Raw genomic sequence first — 14,814 nt, 5'->3', positions numbered from 1 at the left:
CCGATTACCCCGATAGCCTGAATGGTTAAGCCTGGGAAGAGGGGGGTGACCAGATAGCCGGCTTGTCAGCAGCGAGATTTTCCAGCACCTGACGCAGGGCGGTGCCGTCCGGGAAACGGAGCATCGGGGCTATTTCAAACAGCGGCCACAGCATAAAGCCACGGTTTTTCATGTCGTAATGCGGCACCGTCAGGCGTTCGGTGTTGATGACCGCATCGCCGAACAGCATGATATCGAGGTCCAGCGTGCGCGGGCCCCAGCGTTCGGCTTTGCGCTCGCGCCCCTGCTGCAGCTCAATGCGCTGAGTATGATCCAGCAAGGCTTCTGCCTGGAGTTCTGTCTCCAGCGCGACGGCGGCATTGAGGTAATCAGGCTGATCCTGCGGCCCCAGCGGCGGGGTGCGGTAAAAAGAAGAGGTGGCAATCACCCGGCTGTCGGGAATCGCCGCAAGGGCCGCAACGGCAGCATTTACCTGCTCCAGAGGAGAGGCCAGATTGCTGCCGATGGCGATGTAGACGCGGGTCACGCGTTGCCCTGGCGCGGTGCGCGCTTGCGTGGACGACGATGGCGACGGCGCGGTGCCGGCTCGTCATCAAGATCGTTCAGCATATCTTTTTGATCTGGTGGTGCAGCCACCTGGAACTCGCCCCACCATTTGGTCAGACGCTGAAGTTCGTTATTCTTTTCAGCGCCGGCACGCAGCTCAAGCAGATCGTAGGCCGCGCGGAATTTCGGATGCTCCATCAGCTTCCAGGCGCGTTTGCCCTGGCGACGGGACATGCGCAGCTGCAGCTGCCAGATGTCGCGCACCAGCGTGGTGATCCGCTTCGGAATCGCCAGCGTACGGCAGGCTTCATCCAGCACATCGTTCATTGCCAGCGCGAAGGCATCGTTGTAAGCCAGACCGCTTTCCTGGGTAATTTTCTGCGCCATTTCCAGCAACGGATACCAGAACATCACGGCGAACAGGAACGCCGGGTTAACGCGCATGTCGTTATGGATGCGGTTATCGGTATTCTTCAGCACCTGGGAAATGATGTGTTCCATCGGACTATCGCCGCGCTCGGTGAAGTAGCGGGTGATGGTCGGGAACAGCGGCTGGAACAGGTTATATTCACGCAACAGCATGTAGGTGTCATAACCGTAGCCAGCCTGCAGCAGCTTCAGCACTTCTTCGAACAGACGCGCCGGAGGCACATCGTGAAGCAGCGCGGCAAGACGCGGTATTGGCTCTGCGGTATCGGCGCTAATGCTCATGTTGAGCTTGGCGGCAAAGCGCACCGCGCGCAGCATACGGACCGGGTCTTCGCGATAGCGGGTTTCCGGATCGCCAATCAGGCGAATCACACCGTCTTGCAGATCTTTCATGCCGCCGACGTAGTCGCGCACGGTAAAATCGGCCACGCTGTAATACAGGCTGTTGATGGTGAAGTCGCGACGCTGGGCATCTTCCTCAATGGAGCCGAAGATGTTGTCACGCAGCAGCATGCCGTTCTGGCCGCGCTGTGAAGTCACACGATCGGTGGTGTGGCCTTCATGGTGGCCGCGGAAGGTGGCGACTTCAATGATTTCCGGCCCGAACATCACGTGTGCCAGGCGGAAGCGACGGCCTACCAGGCGGCAGTTGCGGAACAGTTTGCGAACCTGATCCGGCGTTGCGCTGGTGGTGACGTCAAAATCTTTTGGTTTTTTGCCTAACAGAAGGTCACGTACGCCACCGCCGACGAGATAGGCTTCGTAGCCCGCCTTGTTCAGTCGATAGAGCACCTTGAGGGCATTATCACTGATATCTTTGCGGGAAATTGCATGCTGTTCACGCGGGATAACCGTCATATGCGTTTGTTCAACGGCGGCTTCTGCCTCGCGCTCCTCACGGCTTAGCACCTTGCGGCAAAAATTAGCGACTCGGGTAAAAATGTTGCACCTCGTAGTGTCAGACGGACTTCAGATCAAAATATTACTCTAGGCATTTCGGGTTGCAGGAAGGTGGCAAACTTGTGAGTCCCAGCAACATAGATAACTATGTGATTGGGGTGAACAAGTGCAGCCAACGCAGGAGCAACTTGAAAGGCGACGAGAAAAATAGCGGCTAATCATAGCTCAGCAAGAGGCATTTGAGAATGCTGGATTTTTTTCGGGTTCCAGTTCGCCACCGCAAGCTTGAGTAAATCCTCAATACTTAGCGCTCGCCATTCCTGCTCAATATCCTGATTCAGAAACATTAACGCCCGCATTATTTCCGGGCGCGGATCGCCTGCCGGCAACGCCGGGGCGTGATTTTGTTTGGAGAGTTTACTCCCCTCGGCATTCAGGGCCAGCGGCAGATGCACGTAGTCCGGGGCCTGCCAGCCAAAGTGGTGATACAGGGAAATCTGCCGTACCGTCGGTTCGATAAGATCGGCCCCGCGTACGATTTCGCTGACCCCCTGGAAATGATCGTCCACCACTACCGCAAGATTATAGGCGAACAGGCCATCGCGGCGATGGATAATAAAATCTTCGCGCGCCAGCGCTTCATCGGCGACGAGGGTCCCGCGCAGCTGGTCGTAAAAGTCGAGGACCGGTCGCGTCTGGCGTAAACGCAGGGCGGCATTTTGCGGCCCGAGCTGTAAATCCCGGCAGTGGCCATCATAAACGCCGCCAACCTCGTGGATGCGCGCTCGCGTACAGGTGCAGTAATAGCACAACCCCTGCTCGTGCAGCCAGGCAAGGCGTTCGCGGTAGGCTTCATGACGCTGCGACTGCCACAGCACGTCGCCGTCCCAGTGCAGACCGTAGTGTTCTAACTGATGCAGGATGGTACTGGCGGCACCGGGGACCTCACGTGGCGGATCGATATCTTCAATACGCACGCGCCAGATTCCGCGTTGGGCACGGGCCTGGAGATAGCTGCCGAGGGCGGCAATCAAAGAGCCGAAGTGAAGTTCGCCGGACGGTGAGGGGGCAAAGCGGCCAATATAGTGTGAGTCATTCATGGGGTGGCTATTAAAGCATGTAGGCGGGAGAGACTCCCGCCGGAGATACGATAGCGAAGCGGATTAGCCAGCCATCTGTTTTTCGCGAATTTCCGCCAGCGTTTTGCAGTCGATGCACAAGTCAGCGGTCGGGCGCGCTTCCAGACGGCGAATACCAATCTCAACGCCACAGGATTCGCAGAAGCCAAAATCTTCGTCTTCGACTTTCTTCAGCGTTTTTTCGATCTTTTTGATCAGTTTACGTTCGCGGTCGCGGTTACGCAGTTCCAGGCTGAACTCTTCTTCCTGTGCGGCACGGTCTACCGGGTCCGGGAAGTTTGCAGCTTCATCCTGCATGTGCGATACGGTGCGATCCACTTCATCCCTGAGTTGATTACGCCATGCTTCAAGAATACGCTTGAAGTGCGCCAGCTGGGCTTCGTTCATATACTCTTCGCCTGGCTTCTCTTGATACGGCTCCACCCCAGCGATGGCGAGAATACTCAGGGACGATGTTTTACGGTTTTGCCCTTCTTGCATGTTGCTTCTCCTTAACACGCACTATCGATCCCCATGTTGGGGGAAAAATCAGGCCGCTATAAATAGCAGATGCTTTTCCGGATAGCAATTATGTAAACGTTACACTTGACAACCCTGTGAAGAAAAGCGTATTTGCGCTCGCGACCCGGACATTATTTAGCCGTTTATTTACCGGGGGTTAACACCACGGTAATCGGCTTATTCAGAGTCATCATCTCGGTAGAAAGTTCCGCCTTATAAACGAGAATTTCCACCCCCTTTGTTTGCGCTTCAATCAACAGCTGTGCGTATCTGGCATCAATGTGATGCGCGGGTGAGAAACGGTCAATCGCCGAATGGAGTACGGCGAACAAAATGACTGCCCGGTCGCCTGCCGCCGCCACGCTCATGAGCTCCCGCAGGTGCTTTTGACCGCGTTCGGTGACCGCGTCGGGGAAATAACCGCTTTCTTTATCCGCCAACGTAACCGATTTCACTTCAATATAGCAGTTTTGTCGCGCTTCTGCCTGTAACATAATATCAATACGGCTGTTCTCTTCACCGTATTTCACTTCACTTTTCAATATGTTATATCCAGAAAGCTCCGGAATGTTCCCGGCCAGGATGGCCTCTTTCGCCAGTATATTCGCGCGTAGTGTATTAACACAAATTATTGCCCCCTGCTGGGTTTGCGTGAGTTCCCAGGTATGGGCGTATTTGCGTTTGGGATTATCTGACGTCGAATACCAGACGGTATCGCCGGGGGCCGCGCAGCCGGTCATGGCACCGGTGTTCGGACAGTGGAGGGTGAGCTCCTGACCTTCGGGGGTCACCACATCCGCCAGAAATCGCTTGTAACGTTTAATCAGGGTGGCGGACTGTAACGGAGGAGTGAACTGCATCAGCTTTCCTTGTTGAAGGGATAACGTTCCAGGGCGGTATAGCGGGTACGTCCGCGTGCAAAACTGGACTCATAGAGAACGAACTCACTGGCGGCAAAGGTCCACGCAAAGCCCGGCGGCGGGATCGCTACCGCATGGCGGGCGTCGCGCAGCAGGGTGATATGCGGGTGGAACGGTTGCGGGCTTTGGTAGCAGCCGCTGCGGGCCGCCTGGGCGCGCAGCATGTCCGCCAGCTGCAGCAGGCCGCGGGCTGGCCGACGAGGGCCAAGCCAGACGACCCGGGAGCGCAGCCATTGCCCGGCATCGTCGAGGGTAAGCGTAAAGCCCGGCTGCTGGATCCGCCCGGCCATCGCCGCCAGCGCGCGCTGTTTCTCCGCGCTGACCTCTCCCAGAAACGCCAGCGTCAGATGCAAATTGTTGGCCGCGACCGGCCGTCCGGCATCTTCCGCAAAGTGCGCGGCGCGCCACTGCACGATGTGCCGCTGGACCTCTTCGGGCAGTTCAAGGGCGAAAAACAGCCTTTTCGGCTCGGACATGATAGAGACTCGGTTATGAATTATCAGGATGCTACAATGCTTGCCCTCAAATGTTAACCTCCGGAGCCTTTCGTGTCCCCATTGCCGGTTGCCGCCGTCCTTCCTGAACTTCTTATTGCACTGCAGCAGGCGCCGCAGGTGCTGCTTAATGCGCCAACCGGTGCCGGTAAATCAACATGGCTGCCGCTGCAAATTCTTGCCTCGGGTCAGATTGAGGGGCGTATTATCCTGCTGGAGCCCCGACGCTTAGCCGCTCGCAACGTCGCCCAACGCCTGGCGGAGCTGCTGGATGAGAAACCCGGCGCGACCGTCGGCTACCGGATGCGAGCGGAAACCTGCGTCGGGCCGGATACGCGTCTGGAGGTGGTCACCGAAGGGATCCTGACGCGGATGATCCAGCACGATCCAGAACTGAGCGGCGTCGGGTTGGTGATCCTCGATGAATTTCACGAACGTAGCCTGCAGGCGGACCTGGCGCTGGCCCTGCTGCTGGATGTCCAGCAGGGGCTGCGCGACGATCTGAAGCTGCTGATTATGTCCGCGACGCTGGATAACGATCGTCTGCAGCAGCTGTTACCCGAGGCGCCGACCATCAGCTCTGAAGGGCGGGCGTTCCCGGTGGAAAAACGTTTTCAGGCCCTTGCGGCGCATCAGCGTTTTGATGAGGCGGTGGCGATCGCGGCCGCCGAGTTACTGCGTCAGGAACAGGGGTCGATGCTGCTGTTTCTCCCGGGAGTGGGGGAAATCCAGCGGGTGCAGACGCAGCTGGCCGAGCGGGTGGCCGACGACGTGGTTCTCTGCCCGCTGTACGGCGCGCTGCCGCTGAGTGAACAGCGCAAAGCGATTCTGCCTGCAGCACCAGGCCAGCGTAAGGTGGTGCTGGCGACCAATATCGCCGAAACCAGTTTAACCATTGAGGGGATTCGCCTGGTGGTGGACAGCGCTCAGGAGCGGGTCGCCCGCTTTGACGCCCGAACCGGGTTAACCCGGCTGGTGACCCAGCGTATTAGTCAGGCATCGATGACCCAGCGCGCCGGTCGCGCCGGGCGTCTGGAGCCGGGGATTTGCCTGCATTTAATCGGCAAAGAGCAGGCGGAGCGGGCCGCGGCACAGAGCGAGGCGGAAATCCTGCACAGCGATCTGTCGTCACTGCTGATGGAGCTTCTACAGTGGGGATGTCGCGATCCCGTACAGCTCAGCTGGCTCGATCTGCCTCCGGCGGCCAACCTGGCGGCGGCCCGGCGTCTGCTGACGACGCTGTCGGCGCTGGAAGGGGAAGGGTTATCTACGCTCGGTCGAAAAATGGCTCGCATAGGCAACGATCCGCGGCTGGCGGCGATCCTCACGGCGGCGAACGATCCTGACGATGCGGCAACCGCGGCGAAGCTGGTGGCGATCCTCGAGGAACCACCGCGCGGCGCAAGCAGCGATCTCGGGGCGGCGTTTGCCCGCCAGCAGCCAAACTGGCAGCAGCGCGCGCAGCAATTACTAAAACGGCTCGCCAGCCGTGGCGGGCATCCTGATGCTCAGCGCCTGGCGGCGCTGCTGGCCCCGGCGTTTGCCGACCGTATCGCCCGTCGTCGCGGTCAGGAAGGCCGTTATCAGCTCGCCAATGGTATGGGGGCGATGCTGGATGCTGACGACGCGCTGGGGCGCCACGAGTGGCTGATTGCCCCGCTGCTGTTGCAGGGCAGCAGCGCGCCGGATGCACGTATTCTGCTGGCGTTACCGCTGGATATTAACGTGCTGATGACGCAATGCTCTGGGCTGGTGCAGCAGTCTGATACCGTCGAATGGGACGAGGCGCAAGGTACTCTGAAGGCCTGGCGGCGCACCTGCATTGGACAGCTGGTGATGAAAACGCAGCCGCTGGCGAAACCCTCGGAAGAGGAGCTGCATCAGGCGATGCTCAACGGTATCCGGGAGAAAGGCCTGAGCGTACTGCACTGGACCCCGGAAGCGGAGCAATTGCGCCTGCGCCTGCACTGCGCGGCGCAATGGTTGCCCGAGGAGGCGTGGCCCGCGGTGGACGATGCATCGCTGCTGGCGTCGCTTGAAGCGTGGTTGCTGCCCCAGATGAGCGGTGTTCATTCGTTGCGGGCGCTGAAAGCGCTGGATGTGCGGCAGGCGCTGCAAAACTGGCTACCCTGGTCGCTGCGTCAGAAGCTGGAGAGCGAACTGCCAACGCATTACACCGTGCCCACCGGCAGCCGGATCGCCATTCGTTATCATGAGGAAAACCCGCCGGCGCTGGCGGTGCGCATGCAGGAGATGTTTGGCGAAGCCACGACCCCGACCATCGCCCAGGGCCGGGTGGCGCTGGTGCTGGAGCTGCTGTCCCCCGCTCAGCGACCGCTGCAAATCACCCGCGACCTCGGCGCCTTCTGGCAGGGAACCTACCGAGAAGTGCAAAAAGAGATGAAAGGGCGTTACCCCAAACACGTCTGGCCTGACGATCCGGCCAATACGGCACCGACCCGGCGCACCAAAAAATATTCGTAGCCCGGTGTAGCCCGGCTAAGTATCGCGCCAGCCGGGAGCATTGCCGATTATTGCCGTAGCGGTTACAGCGTCTGATTCCACAGGAACAGCCCGCTACCGGCCAGCGCCAGCCAGGGGCCGAAGGCCAGCGGCTGATCCAGCGACTGAAGCGTGATTCGGCGTTGCAGTAAGGTCCAGATCAGACCGCTGGCAGATGCGCACAGCAGCGTCTGCGGCAGAAGCTCCCAGCCAGACCACGCGCCGAGTGCGGCCAGCAGCTTAAAATCCCCGTAACCCAGCGCCTCCTTGCTGGTCAGCAGGCGAAACAGCCAGTACACCGCCCACAGCGATAAATAGCCCGCCATGGCGCCGATCACCGCATCGGCAAGCGGAACAAAGGTCCCGTGAAGATTGAAGAGCAGGCCGGCCCACAGCAGCGGCAGCGTCAGGCGATCCGGCAGAAGCTGCGTCTTCCCGTCAATAATTGCCAGCACCAGCAGCGTGGAGAGCAGGATCAGCCCCCCCAGTAGCGGTAATCCCGGCGTCAGCAGACTGCCCGCCAGCATAAAGAGCAGCCCGCTGGCCAGCTCCGTCAGCGGATAACGGCGAGAAATCGGCTGCTGGCAGCAGCGCGAATGCCCCTTCAGCGCGAGATAGCTCAGCAGGGGAATGTTATCCCGCCAGAGAAGGGGACGCCGGCACTGCGGGCAGAACGAGGCGGGCACGCAGAGGTTGAATCGCGGGTTGTCTTCTTGCTGCATCATCAGCGGTAAACGATGAATCACCACGTTAAAAAAGCTGCCGAACGTCAGGCCGAAAATAAACAAAAATACGCCCCATACCAGGGGAAACTGCAGCGAAAATGCACTCAATAGCGTCATGATGTCTCCTGGGGGTTACCATTTTCCCTGCAGCTGCCAGGGAATGCGTCCCTGCTCATCCTTGCGCTGATTTTGGTTCATCAGCAGGGCGAGCAGTGCTGGGGTTGACTGGCGTGTCTGAAGCTGGCCGTGAAAGGCGTAGCGTCCGTCGGGACTCAGGGTACCTTGCCCGCTGAGGCTGAGCTGATGCGAGTCCTGGCTGAGGGTCAGCGCCAGCGCGCCGGCGGGCGTGCAGCGAAATGTGCCGCTCACCTTGACCAGTTCCAGTGAACCTGCCGGGGAGCGTAATTGCGCCTGCTGCCACTGCGCGCGGCCTCCGGAGACCTGCTGACAGCCGGCGCGGTTAAAGCGGCCTTCCGGCAGGTGCAGGGTAATCAGCCCGCTGGCCTCCACCGGCAGCGTCGGCGTCAGCCAGCGTCTGGCGAGGCTGGCCGGCATCGTGAGATGCGCGTTTTGCACTCTCAGCGCCGACAGGGGAGACAGCGAGACCTGGCCGCGTAATCCATCGGGATCGTGAAAGGTGACCCGCCAGCCTGGCAGGCCGGAAGAGAAGGTCAGTGCCCAACTGAGATGATTGAGGCGCATACCGCGCCAGCTCAACTGCCGGGCTTCACCTTGCCACAAGGTGCCGGAAAGCCCGCTGCTGTTGACCTCATCTGGCAGTACGAAGGTCATAAGCCAGGCCGGTGCGCTCACCAGCAGCCACACCAGATAGAGCGCCGAAAACAGCAGGCCGAACATGATTTTATTGCTCATGCTGACGCTCCAGTATCAGGGTATTGACCGTCACCCAGCCGGGCCGGGCGGGATCGGCGCTGACCGCCAGGGTCGGGGCGAGTATCCCCTGGTGGGAGATGAGATCCAGCCAGGCGAGCAGCGCCTGAAAGGTGCAGGGCTGGAGCGTCACGTTGACCCGTGCACCCTGCGGCTGTAGCCGGACGATCGTCAGCGCCTGACGAGAGGCCTCCCGCATGACGATGGCGGAGAGCTCTTCCCTGGTCGCCGTGGCCGGAGCGGCTGGTTGTTGGCGGGCGAGCTGCTGGAGTCGCGGTGTTTGCTGCTGCATCCAGCGCAGGCTGGCCTGCTCTTTGGCGAGCGTTTGTTGCCACTGCGCTTCCCGGTTGAGCCAGGGCTGCCAGATGGCAGACCAGATCGTTCCCGCAAGCAACAGCACGCCCATGCCGATCAACAACCCCTGTTCCCGGCGGGTACGCTGTTGCCATAATGCTCGAACATCAACCATCGTGGCCCTCCAGCGTCAGGCGCCCGTCAATGCCATCGGGGCGGGGCTTCATCTCCCCCGTGCGCACGCGAAATCCCGTCTGCGCGCGGGCGGTGAACTGCTCCAGCGCCCGCGCAGAAACTGCGGAAACATCGAGCTGTAGCATGTTGCGGGTGGCGTCCCAGCTCAGTGTCCGCAGTTGGATCCCTGGAGTGTCAGAGACAACATTCTGCAGGGTGCGGATATGGTTAATCAGCGGGGATGCCGTGGTGGTGGTCTCCAGCTGGCGCAGGTGCTGCTGCATCTGCAACCGTGGGTTGATGATGTTTTTATCGTGGCTGAACCAGTGGCGATAGAACGCCAGGCTGGCCTCCCGGGCGGCATCCGCCTGGCGGCTAAGGGACAGGTGATCGAGTACCGCGTTGGTGCTCCACAGCAGCGTCAGCGCCACGGTGGCGAACAGGGCCGGGCGCCAGCGTTGAGCGGCAGGCTGCCAGCGACGCTGTGGGGCAAAACGGCCCTGACGCAGGCAGATGCTGCGGGCTGCCGGGTTCGCCGCCGCCAGCGCGAGTAGATCCTGCGGCGCGAGCGGGTGCCACGGGGCGGAGGCCGCGGGGGGCGGAGAGAAGCAGTCGATCGGCGGCAGGTTTTCCCAACAGGCAAGCAGTTCCGCAAGCCAGCTATCTTCCGCCGCCATTGCGCACCAGGCATCCTGGCGAACCAGCCATTGGCCATCGCTCCGGACCGCGCTCCAGCGGTCGGGGTGGTAAGGCAGGGTCAATACATCCGGCGTCAGAGCCAGTAGCGTCAACCCCAGATTATCGCAGCGGGCCAGCCAGTCAGCCATTTTCTGCCGCGCAATCGCCACCACCGAACAGCGCTCCCGCTGGCGATGGAGCAGGGCGAAGTGGGTCTCTTCGACGTCGGTGGCCAGCTGCTCTTCCAGCAAAAACGGCAATACCTGCAGCGGTGGTTTGCGCAGCCCCGGCGGAAGCGTGAGGTCATGGAAGGCGCAGTCGCTGGCCGGTATCAGTACCCAGGCGGGAACGCGTTCCGCCAGCCTGGGGAGCGTGGCGTCATCGCCGGAGGCGGACCATTCGCCAGCGGTCTCCTGCTGCGGGTCGTCCGGGCAGACCAGCCGCCAGGCAACGGGCGCGTCGGGTGCGGCAAGACGTACAATGAGCATCGCGCGGTGCGCTATTTTATCGTGATTCATCGGCCATCCTATAGCGTCCATATTGCCGCTGGGTAATGCGGAACGTGCGGCCTTCTTTTTGCAGGACGCTACGTTGTTGATACTGGGTGCTGCCCATCGCCACGGTAAAGGCGGCGACAAAGCGCTCGCTGCGAACCGCCAGCCAGGGGCGGGCGGCGGCAGTATCGCTTTGCTGTAAGGCTGGCAGAGCCAGGAAGGCAGCGACGCTGTTCCAGCCGCTCTGCGGGCGATCCTGCAACATCTGCTGCGCCTGCTGAAGATTCACGCCGCTGGGAAACAGCGCCATCAGCAGCCGTGCCTGACCGGGTCTGAGGGTATTGATGTTGATCTGCAGCGCGTCGTCCGGCAGGGCGCACACGTAGGGAAGCAGGCGTTGATATAGCTCCGCGTCCATCCCGTTGAGCAGGCGCAGCTCGCTGACGTCCTGTATCTTCTGGTTAGCGGCAAGGTATCCCGGTGTTCCCACCATATACACCTCGTCTTCGCCGCCGTTAAGCCGTGGCTCGCGATCGCTGTCGACCCAGTCACCAAGCGCGGCGGTGAGCTGGCGTGCGTGCAGCGGCTCTTCGCCGAGATTCTCCAGCAGGCGGATAAAGGTCGCTGCCGGCCAGGGCGTATCTTCGCTCTCCTCAGCGTTGTGCTGGTTGATCGCGTTCAGGTTGAAGCAGGCCTGACCGTCGCGGATCGTGGCGCCGATCTCGCCGCCATCGACCGTGAAACGCCGTCCTTCCTGGGCCCAGTTTTGCCCGAGATGCGTTTGATTGGGGGAGTCCAGCGCGTCGCGTTGTAGCAGGGCGGCCGCCATGGTTTCAGCGCCAAGCGCGTACCATTTCGCCTGCAGGTTATCGAGGGTGGTGGCGGTCTGCTGATAGAGTTGCGCCGTTCGCTCGGTGATGGCGCTCGCCAGCACCATCATCAGGGCCAGAATCAGCAGTACCATCAGGAGCGCGACCCCGCGCTGACGGTGATTCATTGGCTGGAACTCTGGGTTATCAGGAACAGACGGGTGATGTCGCCATAGCCGTCCAGCGTCAGGGTCACTTCGAGCCCTTGGGGCAGGCTTTGGGTGTTGTCCCAGCGTTCTTGCCAGCGGCCGCTGGTGTAAAAGCGCAGGCGGAATGCCTGGACGCCCTCCTGAACAACCTCCACCGTCGGTTGCGCACCGGTCAGCGGATCCTGCTGGTCATAGCTCAGGCGCTCAAGGCGCTGCTGACGTAGACGATAGCTGACGTTCTGGATCTCTGAGCGCGGCAGCATTCCCAGCGGGTTCGGCCAGCCGTTGCGGCTGAAGCTTATCGCCCAGTCATCACTGCTGAGCTGGTAACGTCCGGCAAAAAAGAGGCTGCTGCTCTCGCGGTTTCGACGTGCAATGATTTGGTTGATGTCGGAGGACATCTGGCCGAAGGTGTGCTGCAGTGCCTGCATCTGCTGTGTCCTGTCGCGAGTCAGGATATCCGCGCGGATAACGTTTTGCAGCACCGCCATTGCCGCCACGCTCAGCGCTGCCAGTATCGCCAGCGCCAGCAGCATTTCCACGAGGGTGAAGCCGTGCATCTTGCGTCCGATCATGGCTGAGTCACGTAGGTGCGCAGGGAGGCGATCGGCGTTTTATCACGCTTATCGTGACGGACTTCCACATCCAGCGCCCGCAGCTGCGGAAGCTCCGTTTCCACCCCTTTCCAGCGGATATGCCAGCTGCTGCCCGCCGCCTGTACCGTGGTTTCTGAGTCTCGCAGCGCCGGCCAGTGGTTTTCCAGTTTCAGCTGTACCAGCTGGTTATCCGCAAGCCAGCTGGCGAGGGTTTTCTCTTCCATTCGTCCCAGGTGGCGGGTTTGCTGGAGCGTGGCCTGCATCACGGACAGTCCGGCGAGGGCGAAGACCACCAATGCCACCATAACTTCGAGGAGCGTCATCCCGGCTTGTGATTTCATGGGGTGTCGTCCTGTTGTGCCGGTTGGACGGTGCCGCGGGCATCGACGGCAATTCCCGCCGTCCCGTCGAGCAGGAGCTGGAACGGTGTCACTTCGCCACCGGGAAACAGCAGGATATCGGGCTGCTCCCCCGGGGTCCATTGGGCATCATGTGGGAAGACCAGGGTGAGTTTTCCCGCAGCGACCTGGCCGGCGGTCGCGACGCGGTCGGATGGCAGCGGCTGCCAGTGATAACCGGCCCAGCGGTTATCCGAGGTGTTCTCCGGCTCACGCTCATCCTGCGGTTGCAGCAACATAAACTGCCAGCGGTCAGGGTGAACCGAGATGCCAAAGAACTGCCCGGTCTGCAGCCCGCGTTCGCGGATAACGCGCAGCTGAGTCTGAAAGCGCTCGAGGGTCTGCGTCGCGTTGTCGTCGCGCACCGTCGGAAAGGCCAGCAGCACCATGCTTGCGCTGACGCCCATCAATAGCAAAATGAGCATCATTTCCAGTAACGTGAAGCCGCGCTGTCGCACTATTTTTTCCCGATAGTCCAGTTGCCGATATCGTCATTGGTATCCGGTACGCCGTCAGGGCCGACGCTAAAGACATCGATCTGACCGTGCTGGCCCGGGCTGAGCAACTGATAGTCGTTGCCCCACGGATCCTGAGGCAGGCGGCGGATGTATCCCCCTTCCGGGTAGTTGCGCGCCTGCGGCTCGCCGGTGGGGCGGCTGACCAGCGCCTGCAGCCCCTGTTCGCTGTTGGGGTAGCGGCTGTTATCCAGCTTGTACATATCCAGCGCTCCCTCCAGCGCCACCAGATCGCTGACCACCTTCTGGCGGTCCGCTTTTTCTTTGTTGCCCATTAAGTTGGGCACCACCAGGCTGGCAAGAATGCCGAGGATGACAATCACCACCATAATTTCGAGTAACGTGAAGCCGCGCTGCCGTTGCATATTTTTCTCCATTAAGACAATTACATACTCATAAGGGTGTTGAGCTGCAGGATCGGTTGCAGGATCGCCAGAACGATGAACAACACCATTCCGGCCATCACCACCACCAGCAAAGGTTCAAACAGGCTGAGCGCCATCTGTATCTGTGCGCTCAGCTCACGGTCCTGGTTGTCAGCGGCACGTGCCAGCATGCCGTCGAGTTCTCCGCTCTGCTCGCCGCTGGCGACCATGTACCGCATCATGGGCGGGAAGAGGGTGGTCATTTCGAGGGCGCGATGCAGGCTGATACCTTCGCGGACCGCTTCGGTGGCCGCCTCCAGCTGGCGGCGCGCCCAGGCGTTGCTCAGCACTTCCGCGCTGATGCGCATTGCCAGCAGCAGCGGAACGGCGCTGGCATTCAGAATGCTTAAGGTCCGGGCGTAGCGGGCGCTGTTGATGCTGCGTGCCACCCGGCCTGTCAGTGGCAGGCGCAGCAGCTGTTTGTGCCACAGCAGGCGACGCGCCGGCTGGCGTAAGAGGTAATGCAACAGCAGGCCGCCGGCGAGCAGGGCCAGCAGCAGCCAGGGGCCGGCGGTACGGACGATATCGCTGAGAGCCATGAGCAATCGGGTAGAGAACGGCAGCGCCTGCTTCAGATGGATGAACTGGTCGACGACTTTGGGCACCACCGTAGAGAGTAAAATAGCGATGACGCTGACGGCGACCAGCGTCAGGACAATGGGGTAGATCATCGCCAGCAGCAGGCGGGCGCGCAGCTGCTGGCGCTGTTCGGTATAGTCCGCCAGACGGTTGAGGACACCGTCGAGGTGGCCGGAGGTTTCGCCTGCGGCCACCATGGCGCAGTACAGTCGATCAAAACATCCCGGATAACCGCGCATGGCCTCGGCCAGCGAATGGCCTTCCAGGACCTTGCTGCGTACGCCTGCCATCAGGGTTTTGAGGTGTGCTTTTTCACACTGCTGGGCCACGGCATCCAGCGCTTTCTCTAACGGAATGGCCGCTGCCACCAGGGTGGCCAGTTGACGGGTCAGCAAAGCCAGATCGCTGGCGCTGGTGCGCCGTGTTAACAGCGAGTGGGCGGCGCCTGGCGAGGCGCGTTCGACGGCGTCGATCTCCAGGGGCAACCAGCCTTTATCGCGCAGTAACTGACGTGCATGACGGGCGGAATCGGCCTGCTGTACCCCGCGCTGGGTTTTGCCACGCGTATCGAGCGCCTGATAGCGGAAAATAGCCAT

At 61.0% G+C, this 14,814-nt stretch carries 17 protein-coding genes; 1 reads left to right on the top strand and 16 read right to left on the bottom strand.

Going from position 1 to position 14,814, the window contains the following annotated elements; translation table 11 throughout:
- Positions 1 to 25 precede the first annotated feature (25 nt).
- From folK to thpR, 6 genes are all read right to left on the bottom strand, one after another.
- Entirely contained in the window at positions 26 to 526 is a 501-nt protein-coding gene (gene folK, locus ACMYSN_RS10655) for a 2-amino-4-hydroxy-6-hydroxymethyldihydropteridine diphosphokinase (protein ID WP_462497966.1), read from the bottom strand.
- A complete protein-coding gene (pcnB, locus tag ACMYSN_RS10650; RefSeq protein WP_123757447.1) occupies positions 523 to 1,917 on the bottom strand; it encodes a polynucleotide adenylyltransferase PcnB in 1,395 nt (464 codons plus the stop codon). Before pcnB ends, folK begins: the two co-directional genes overlap by 4 nt.
- Positions 1,918 to 2,093: 176 nt before the next feature.
- Positions 2,094 to 2,975 (bottom strand): glutamyl-Q tRNA(Asp) synthetase, encoded by an 882-nt coding sequence (gene gluQRS, locus ACMYSN_RS10645; RefSeq protein WP_462497965.1) that lies wholly within the window; start codon positions 2,973 to 2,975, stop codon positions 2,094 to 2,096.
- A gap of 63 nt (positions 2,976 to 3,038) precedes the next feature.
- Complete coding sequence (gene dksA, locus ACMYSN_RS10640) at positions 3,039 to 3,494, bottom strand: RNA polymerase-binding protein DksA (RefSeq protein WP_004858018.1); 456 nt, start codon at positions 3,492 to 3,494, stop codon at positions 3,039 to 3,041.
- A 164-nt stretch (positions 3,495 to 3,658) separates the two neighbouring features.
- Positions 3,659 to 4,375 carry a DNA/RNA nuclease SfsA gene (gene sfsA, locus ACMYSN_RS10635; RefSeq protein WP_174509168.1) on the bottom strand — a complete coding sequence of 239 codons (717 nt, stop codon included), beginning with the start codon at positions 4,373 to 4,375 and terminating at the stop codon, positions 3,659 to 3,661.
- Positions 4,375 to 4,911: a 2'-5' RNA ligase family protein gene (thpR, locus tag ACMYSN_RS10630; protein WP_462497964.1), complete on the bottom strand. Its 537-nt coding sequence runs from the start codon at positions 4,909 to 4,911 to the stop codon at positions 4,375 to 4,377. The genes sfsA and thpR overlap by 1 nt, the downstream gene beginning before the upstream one ends.
- 72 nt (positions 4,912 to 4,983) lie before the next feature.
- Between thpR and hrpB the strand changes: the two genes are divergently transcribed.
- A complete protein-coding gene (gene hrpB, locus ACMYSN_RS10625; protein ID WP_462497963.1) occupies positions 4,984 to 7,413 on the top strand; it encodes an ATP-dependent RNA helicase in 2,430 nt (809 codons plus the stop codon).
- Between the two features lie 62 nt (positions 7,414 to 7,475).
- On the opposite strand, the gene ACMYSN_RS10620 is transcribed toward hrpB, so the two are convergent.
- The 10 genes from ACMYSN_RS10620 to gspF are packed head-to-tail and all read right to left on the bottom strand — an operon-like array spanning position 7,476 to position 14,814.
- Positions 7,476 to 8,273 (bottom strand): prepilin peptidase, encoded by a 798-nt coding sequence (locus ACMYSN_RS10620; protein ID WP_462497962.1) that lies wholly within the window; start codon positions 8,271 to 8,273, stop codon positions 7,476 to 7,478.
- Positions 8,274 to 8,288: 15 nt separating this feature from the next.
- Entirely contained in the window at positions 8,289 to 9,029 is a 741-nt protein-coding gene (locus ACMYSN_RS10615; RefSeq protein WP_462497961.1) for a type II secretion system protein N, read from the bottom strand.
- On the bottom strand, positions 9,019 to 9,516 hold the full coding sequence (gene gspM, locus ACMYSN_RS10610; protein WP_462497960.1) for a type II secretion system protein GspM: 498 nt from the start codon (positions 9,514 to 9,516) through the stop codon (positions 9,019 to 9,021). The genes ACMYSN_RS10615 and gspM overlap by 11 nt, the downstream gene beginning before the upstream one ends.
- Complete coding sequence (gene gspL / locus ACMYSN_RS10605) at positions 9,509 to 10,711, bottom strand: type II secretion system protein L (RefSeq protein WP_462497959.1); 1,203 nt, start codon at positions 10,709 to 10,711, stop codon at positions 9,509 to 9,511. Before gspL ends, gspM begins: the two co-directional genes overlap by 8 nt.
- A complete protein-coding gene (gspK, locus tag ACMYSN_RS10600) occupies positions 10,698 to 11,684 on the bottom strand; it encodes a type II secretion system minor pseudopilin (protein WP_462497958.1) in 987 nt (328 codons plus the stop codon). Before gspK ends, gspL begins: the two co-directional genes overlap by 14 nt.
- Positions 11,681 to 12,265: a type II secretion system minor pseudopilin GspJ gene (gspJ, locus tag ACMYSN_RS10595; protein ID WP_462498243.1), complete on the bottom strand. Its 585-nt coding sequence runs from the start codon at positions 12,263 to 12,265 to the stop codon at positions 11,681 to 11,683. The genes gspK and gspJ overlap by 4 nt, the downstream gene beginning before the upstream one ends.
- A gap of 11 nt (positions 12,266 to 12,276) precedes the next feature.
- Positions 12,277 to 12,642, bottom strand: a complete 366-nt coding sequence (gspI, locus tag ACMYSN_RS10590) for a type II secretion system minor pseudopilin GspI (RefSeq protein ID WP_462497957.1) — start codon at positions 12,640 to 12,642, stop codon at positions 12,277 to 12,279.
- A complete protein-coding gene (gene gspH / locus ACMYSN_RS10585; protein WP_462497956.1) occupies positions 12,639 to 13,157 on the bottom strand; it encodes a type II secretion system minor pseudopilin GspH in 519 nt (172 codons plus the stop codon). The genes gspI and gspH overlap by 4 nt, the downstream gene beginning before the upstream one ends.
- Positions 13,157 to 13,579, bottom strand: coding sequence for a type II secretion system protein GspG (gene gspG / locus ACMYSN_RS10580; protein WP_462497955.1), 423 nt, complete (start codon positions 13,577 to 13,579; stop codon positions 13,157 to 13,159). The genes gspH and gspG overlap by 1 nt, the downstream gene beginning before the upstream one ends.
- A gap of 20 nt (positions 13,580 to 13,599) precedes the next feature.
- Complete coding sequence (gene gspF / locus ACMYSN_RS10575; protein ID WP_462497954.1) at positions 13,600 to 14,814, bottom strand: type II secretion system protein GspF; 1,215 nt, start codon at positions 14,812 to 14,814, stop codon at positions 13,600 to 13,602.

Origin of the sequence: Klebsiella sp. R445, assembly GCF_051131755.1 — a bacterium.
Taxonomy (GTDB): domain Bacteria; phylum Pseudomonadota; class Gammaproteobacteria; order Enterobacterales; family Enterobacteriaceae; genus Klebsiella; species Klebsiella lignicola.
This window is presented reverse-complemented; position numbering and strand designations above follow the sequence as displayed.

Coding starts and splice junctions, on each gene's coding strand:
- gspG (WP_462497955.1), bottom strand. CDS start 13,579: ATGCAACGGCAGCGCGGCTTCACGTTACTCGAAATTATGGTGGTGATT.
- gspL (WP_462497959.1), bottom strand. CDS start 10,711: ATGAATCACGATAAAATAGCGCACCGCGCGATGCTCATTGTACGTCTT.
- ACMYSN_RS10615 (WP_462497961.1), bottom strand. CDS start 9,029: ATGAGCAATAAAATCATGTTCGGCCTGCTGTTTTCGGCGCTCTATCTG.
- gspI (WP_462497957.1), bottom strand. CDS start 12,642: ATGAAATCACAAGCCGGGATGACGCTCCTCGAAGTTATGGTGGCATTG.
- gluQRS (WP_462497965.1), bottom strand. CDS start 2,975: ATGAATGACTCACACTATATTGGCCGCTTTGCCCCCTCACCGTCCGGC.
- sfsA (WP_174509168.1), bottom strand. CDS start 4,375: ATGCAGTTCACTCCTCCGTTACAGTCCGCCACCCTGATTAAACGTTAC.
- thpR (WP_462497964.1), bottom strand. CDS start 4,911: ATGTCCGAGCCGAAAAGGCTGTTTTTCGCCCTTGAACTGCCCGAAGAG.
- gspK (WP_462497958.1), bottom strand. CDS start 11,684: ATGAATCACCGTCAGCGCGGGGTCGCGCTCCTGATGGTACTGCTGATT.
- dksA (WP_004858018.1), bottom strand. CDS start 3,494: ATGCAAGAAGGGCAAAACCGTAAAACATCGTCCCTGAGTATTCTCGCC.
- gspJ (WP_462498243.1), bottom strand. CDS start 12,265: ATGCACGGCTTCACCCTCGTGGAAATGCTGCTGGCGCTGGCGATACTG.
- gspM (WP_462497960.1), bottom strand. CDS start 9,516: ATGGTTGATGTTCGAGCATTATGGCAACAGCGTACCCGCCGGGAACAG.
- ACMYSN_RS10620 (WP_462497962.1), bottom strand. CDS start 8,273: ATGACGCTATTGAGTGCATTTTCGCTGCAGTTTCCCCTGGTATGGGGC.
- gspF (WP_462497954.1), bottom strand. CDS start 14,814: ATGGCTATTTTCCGCTATCAGGCGCTCGATACGCGTGGCAAAACCCAG.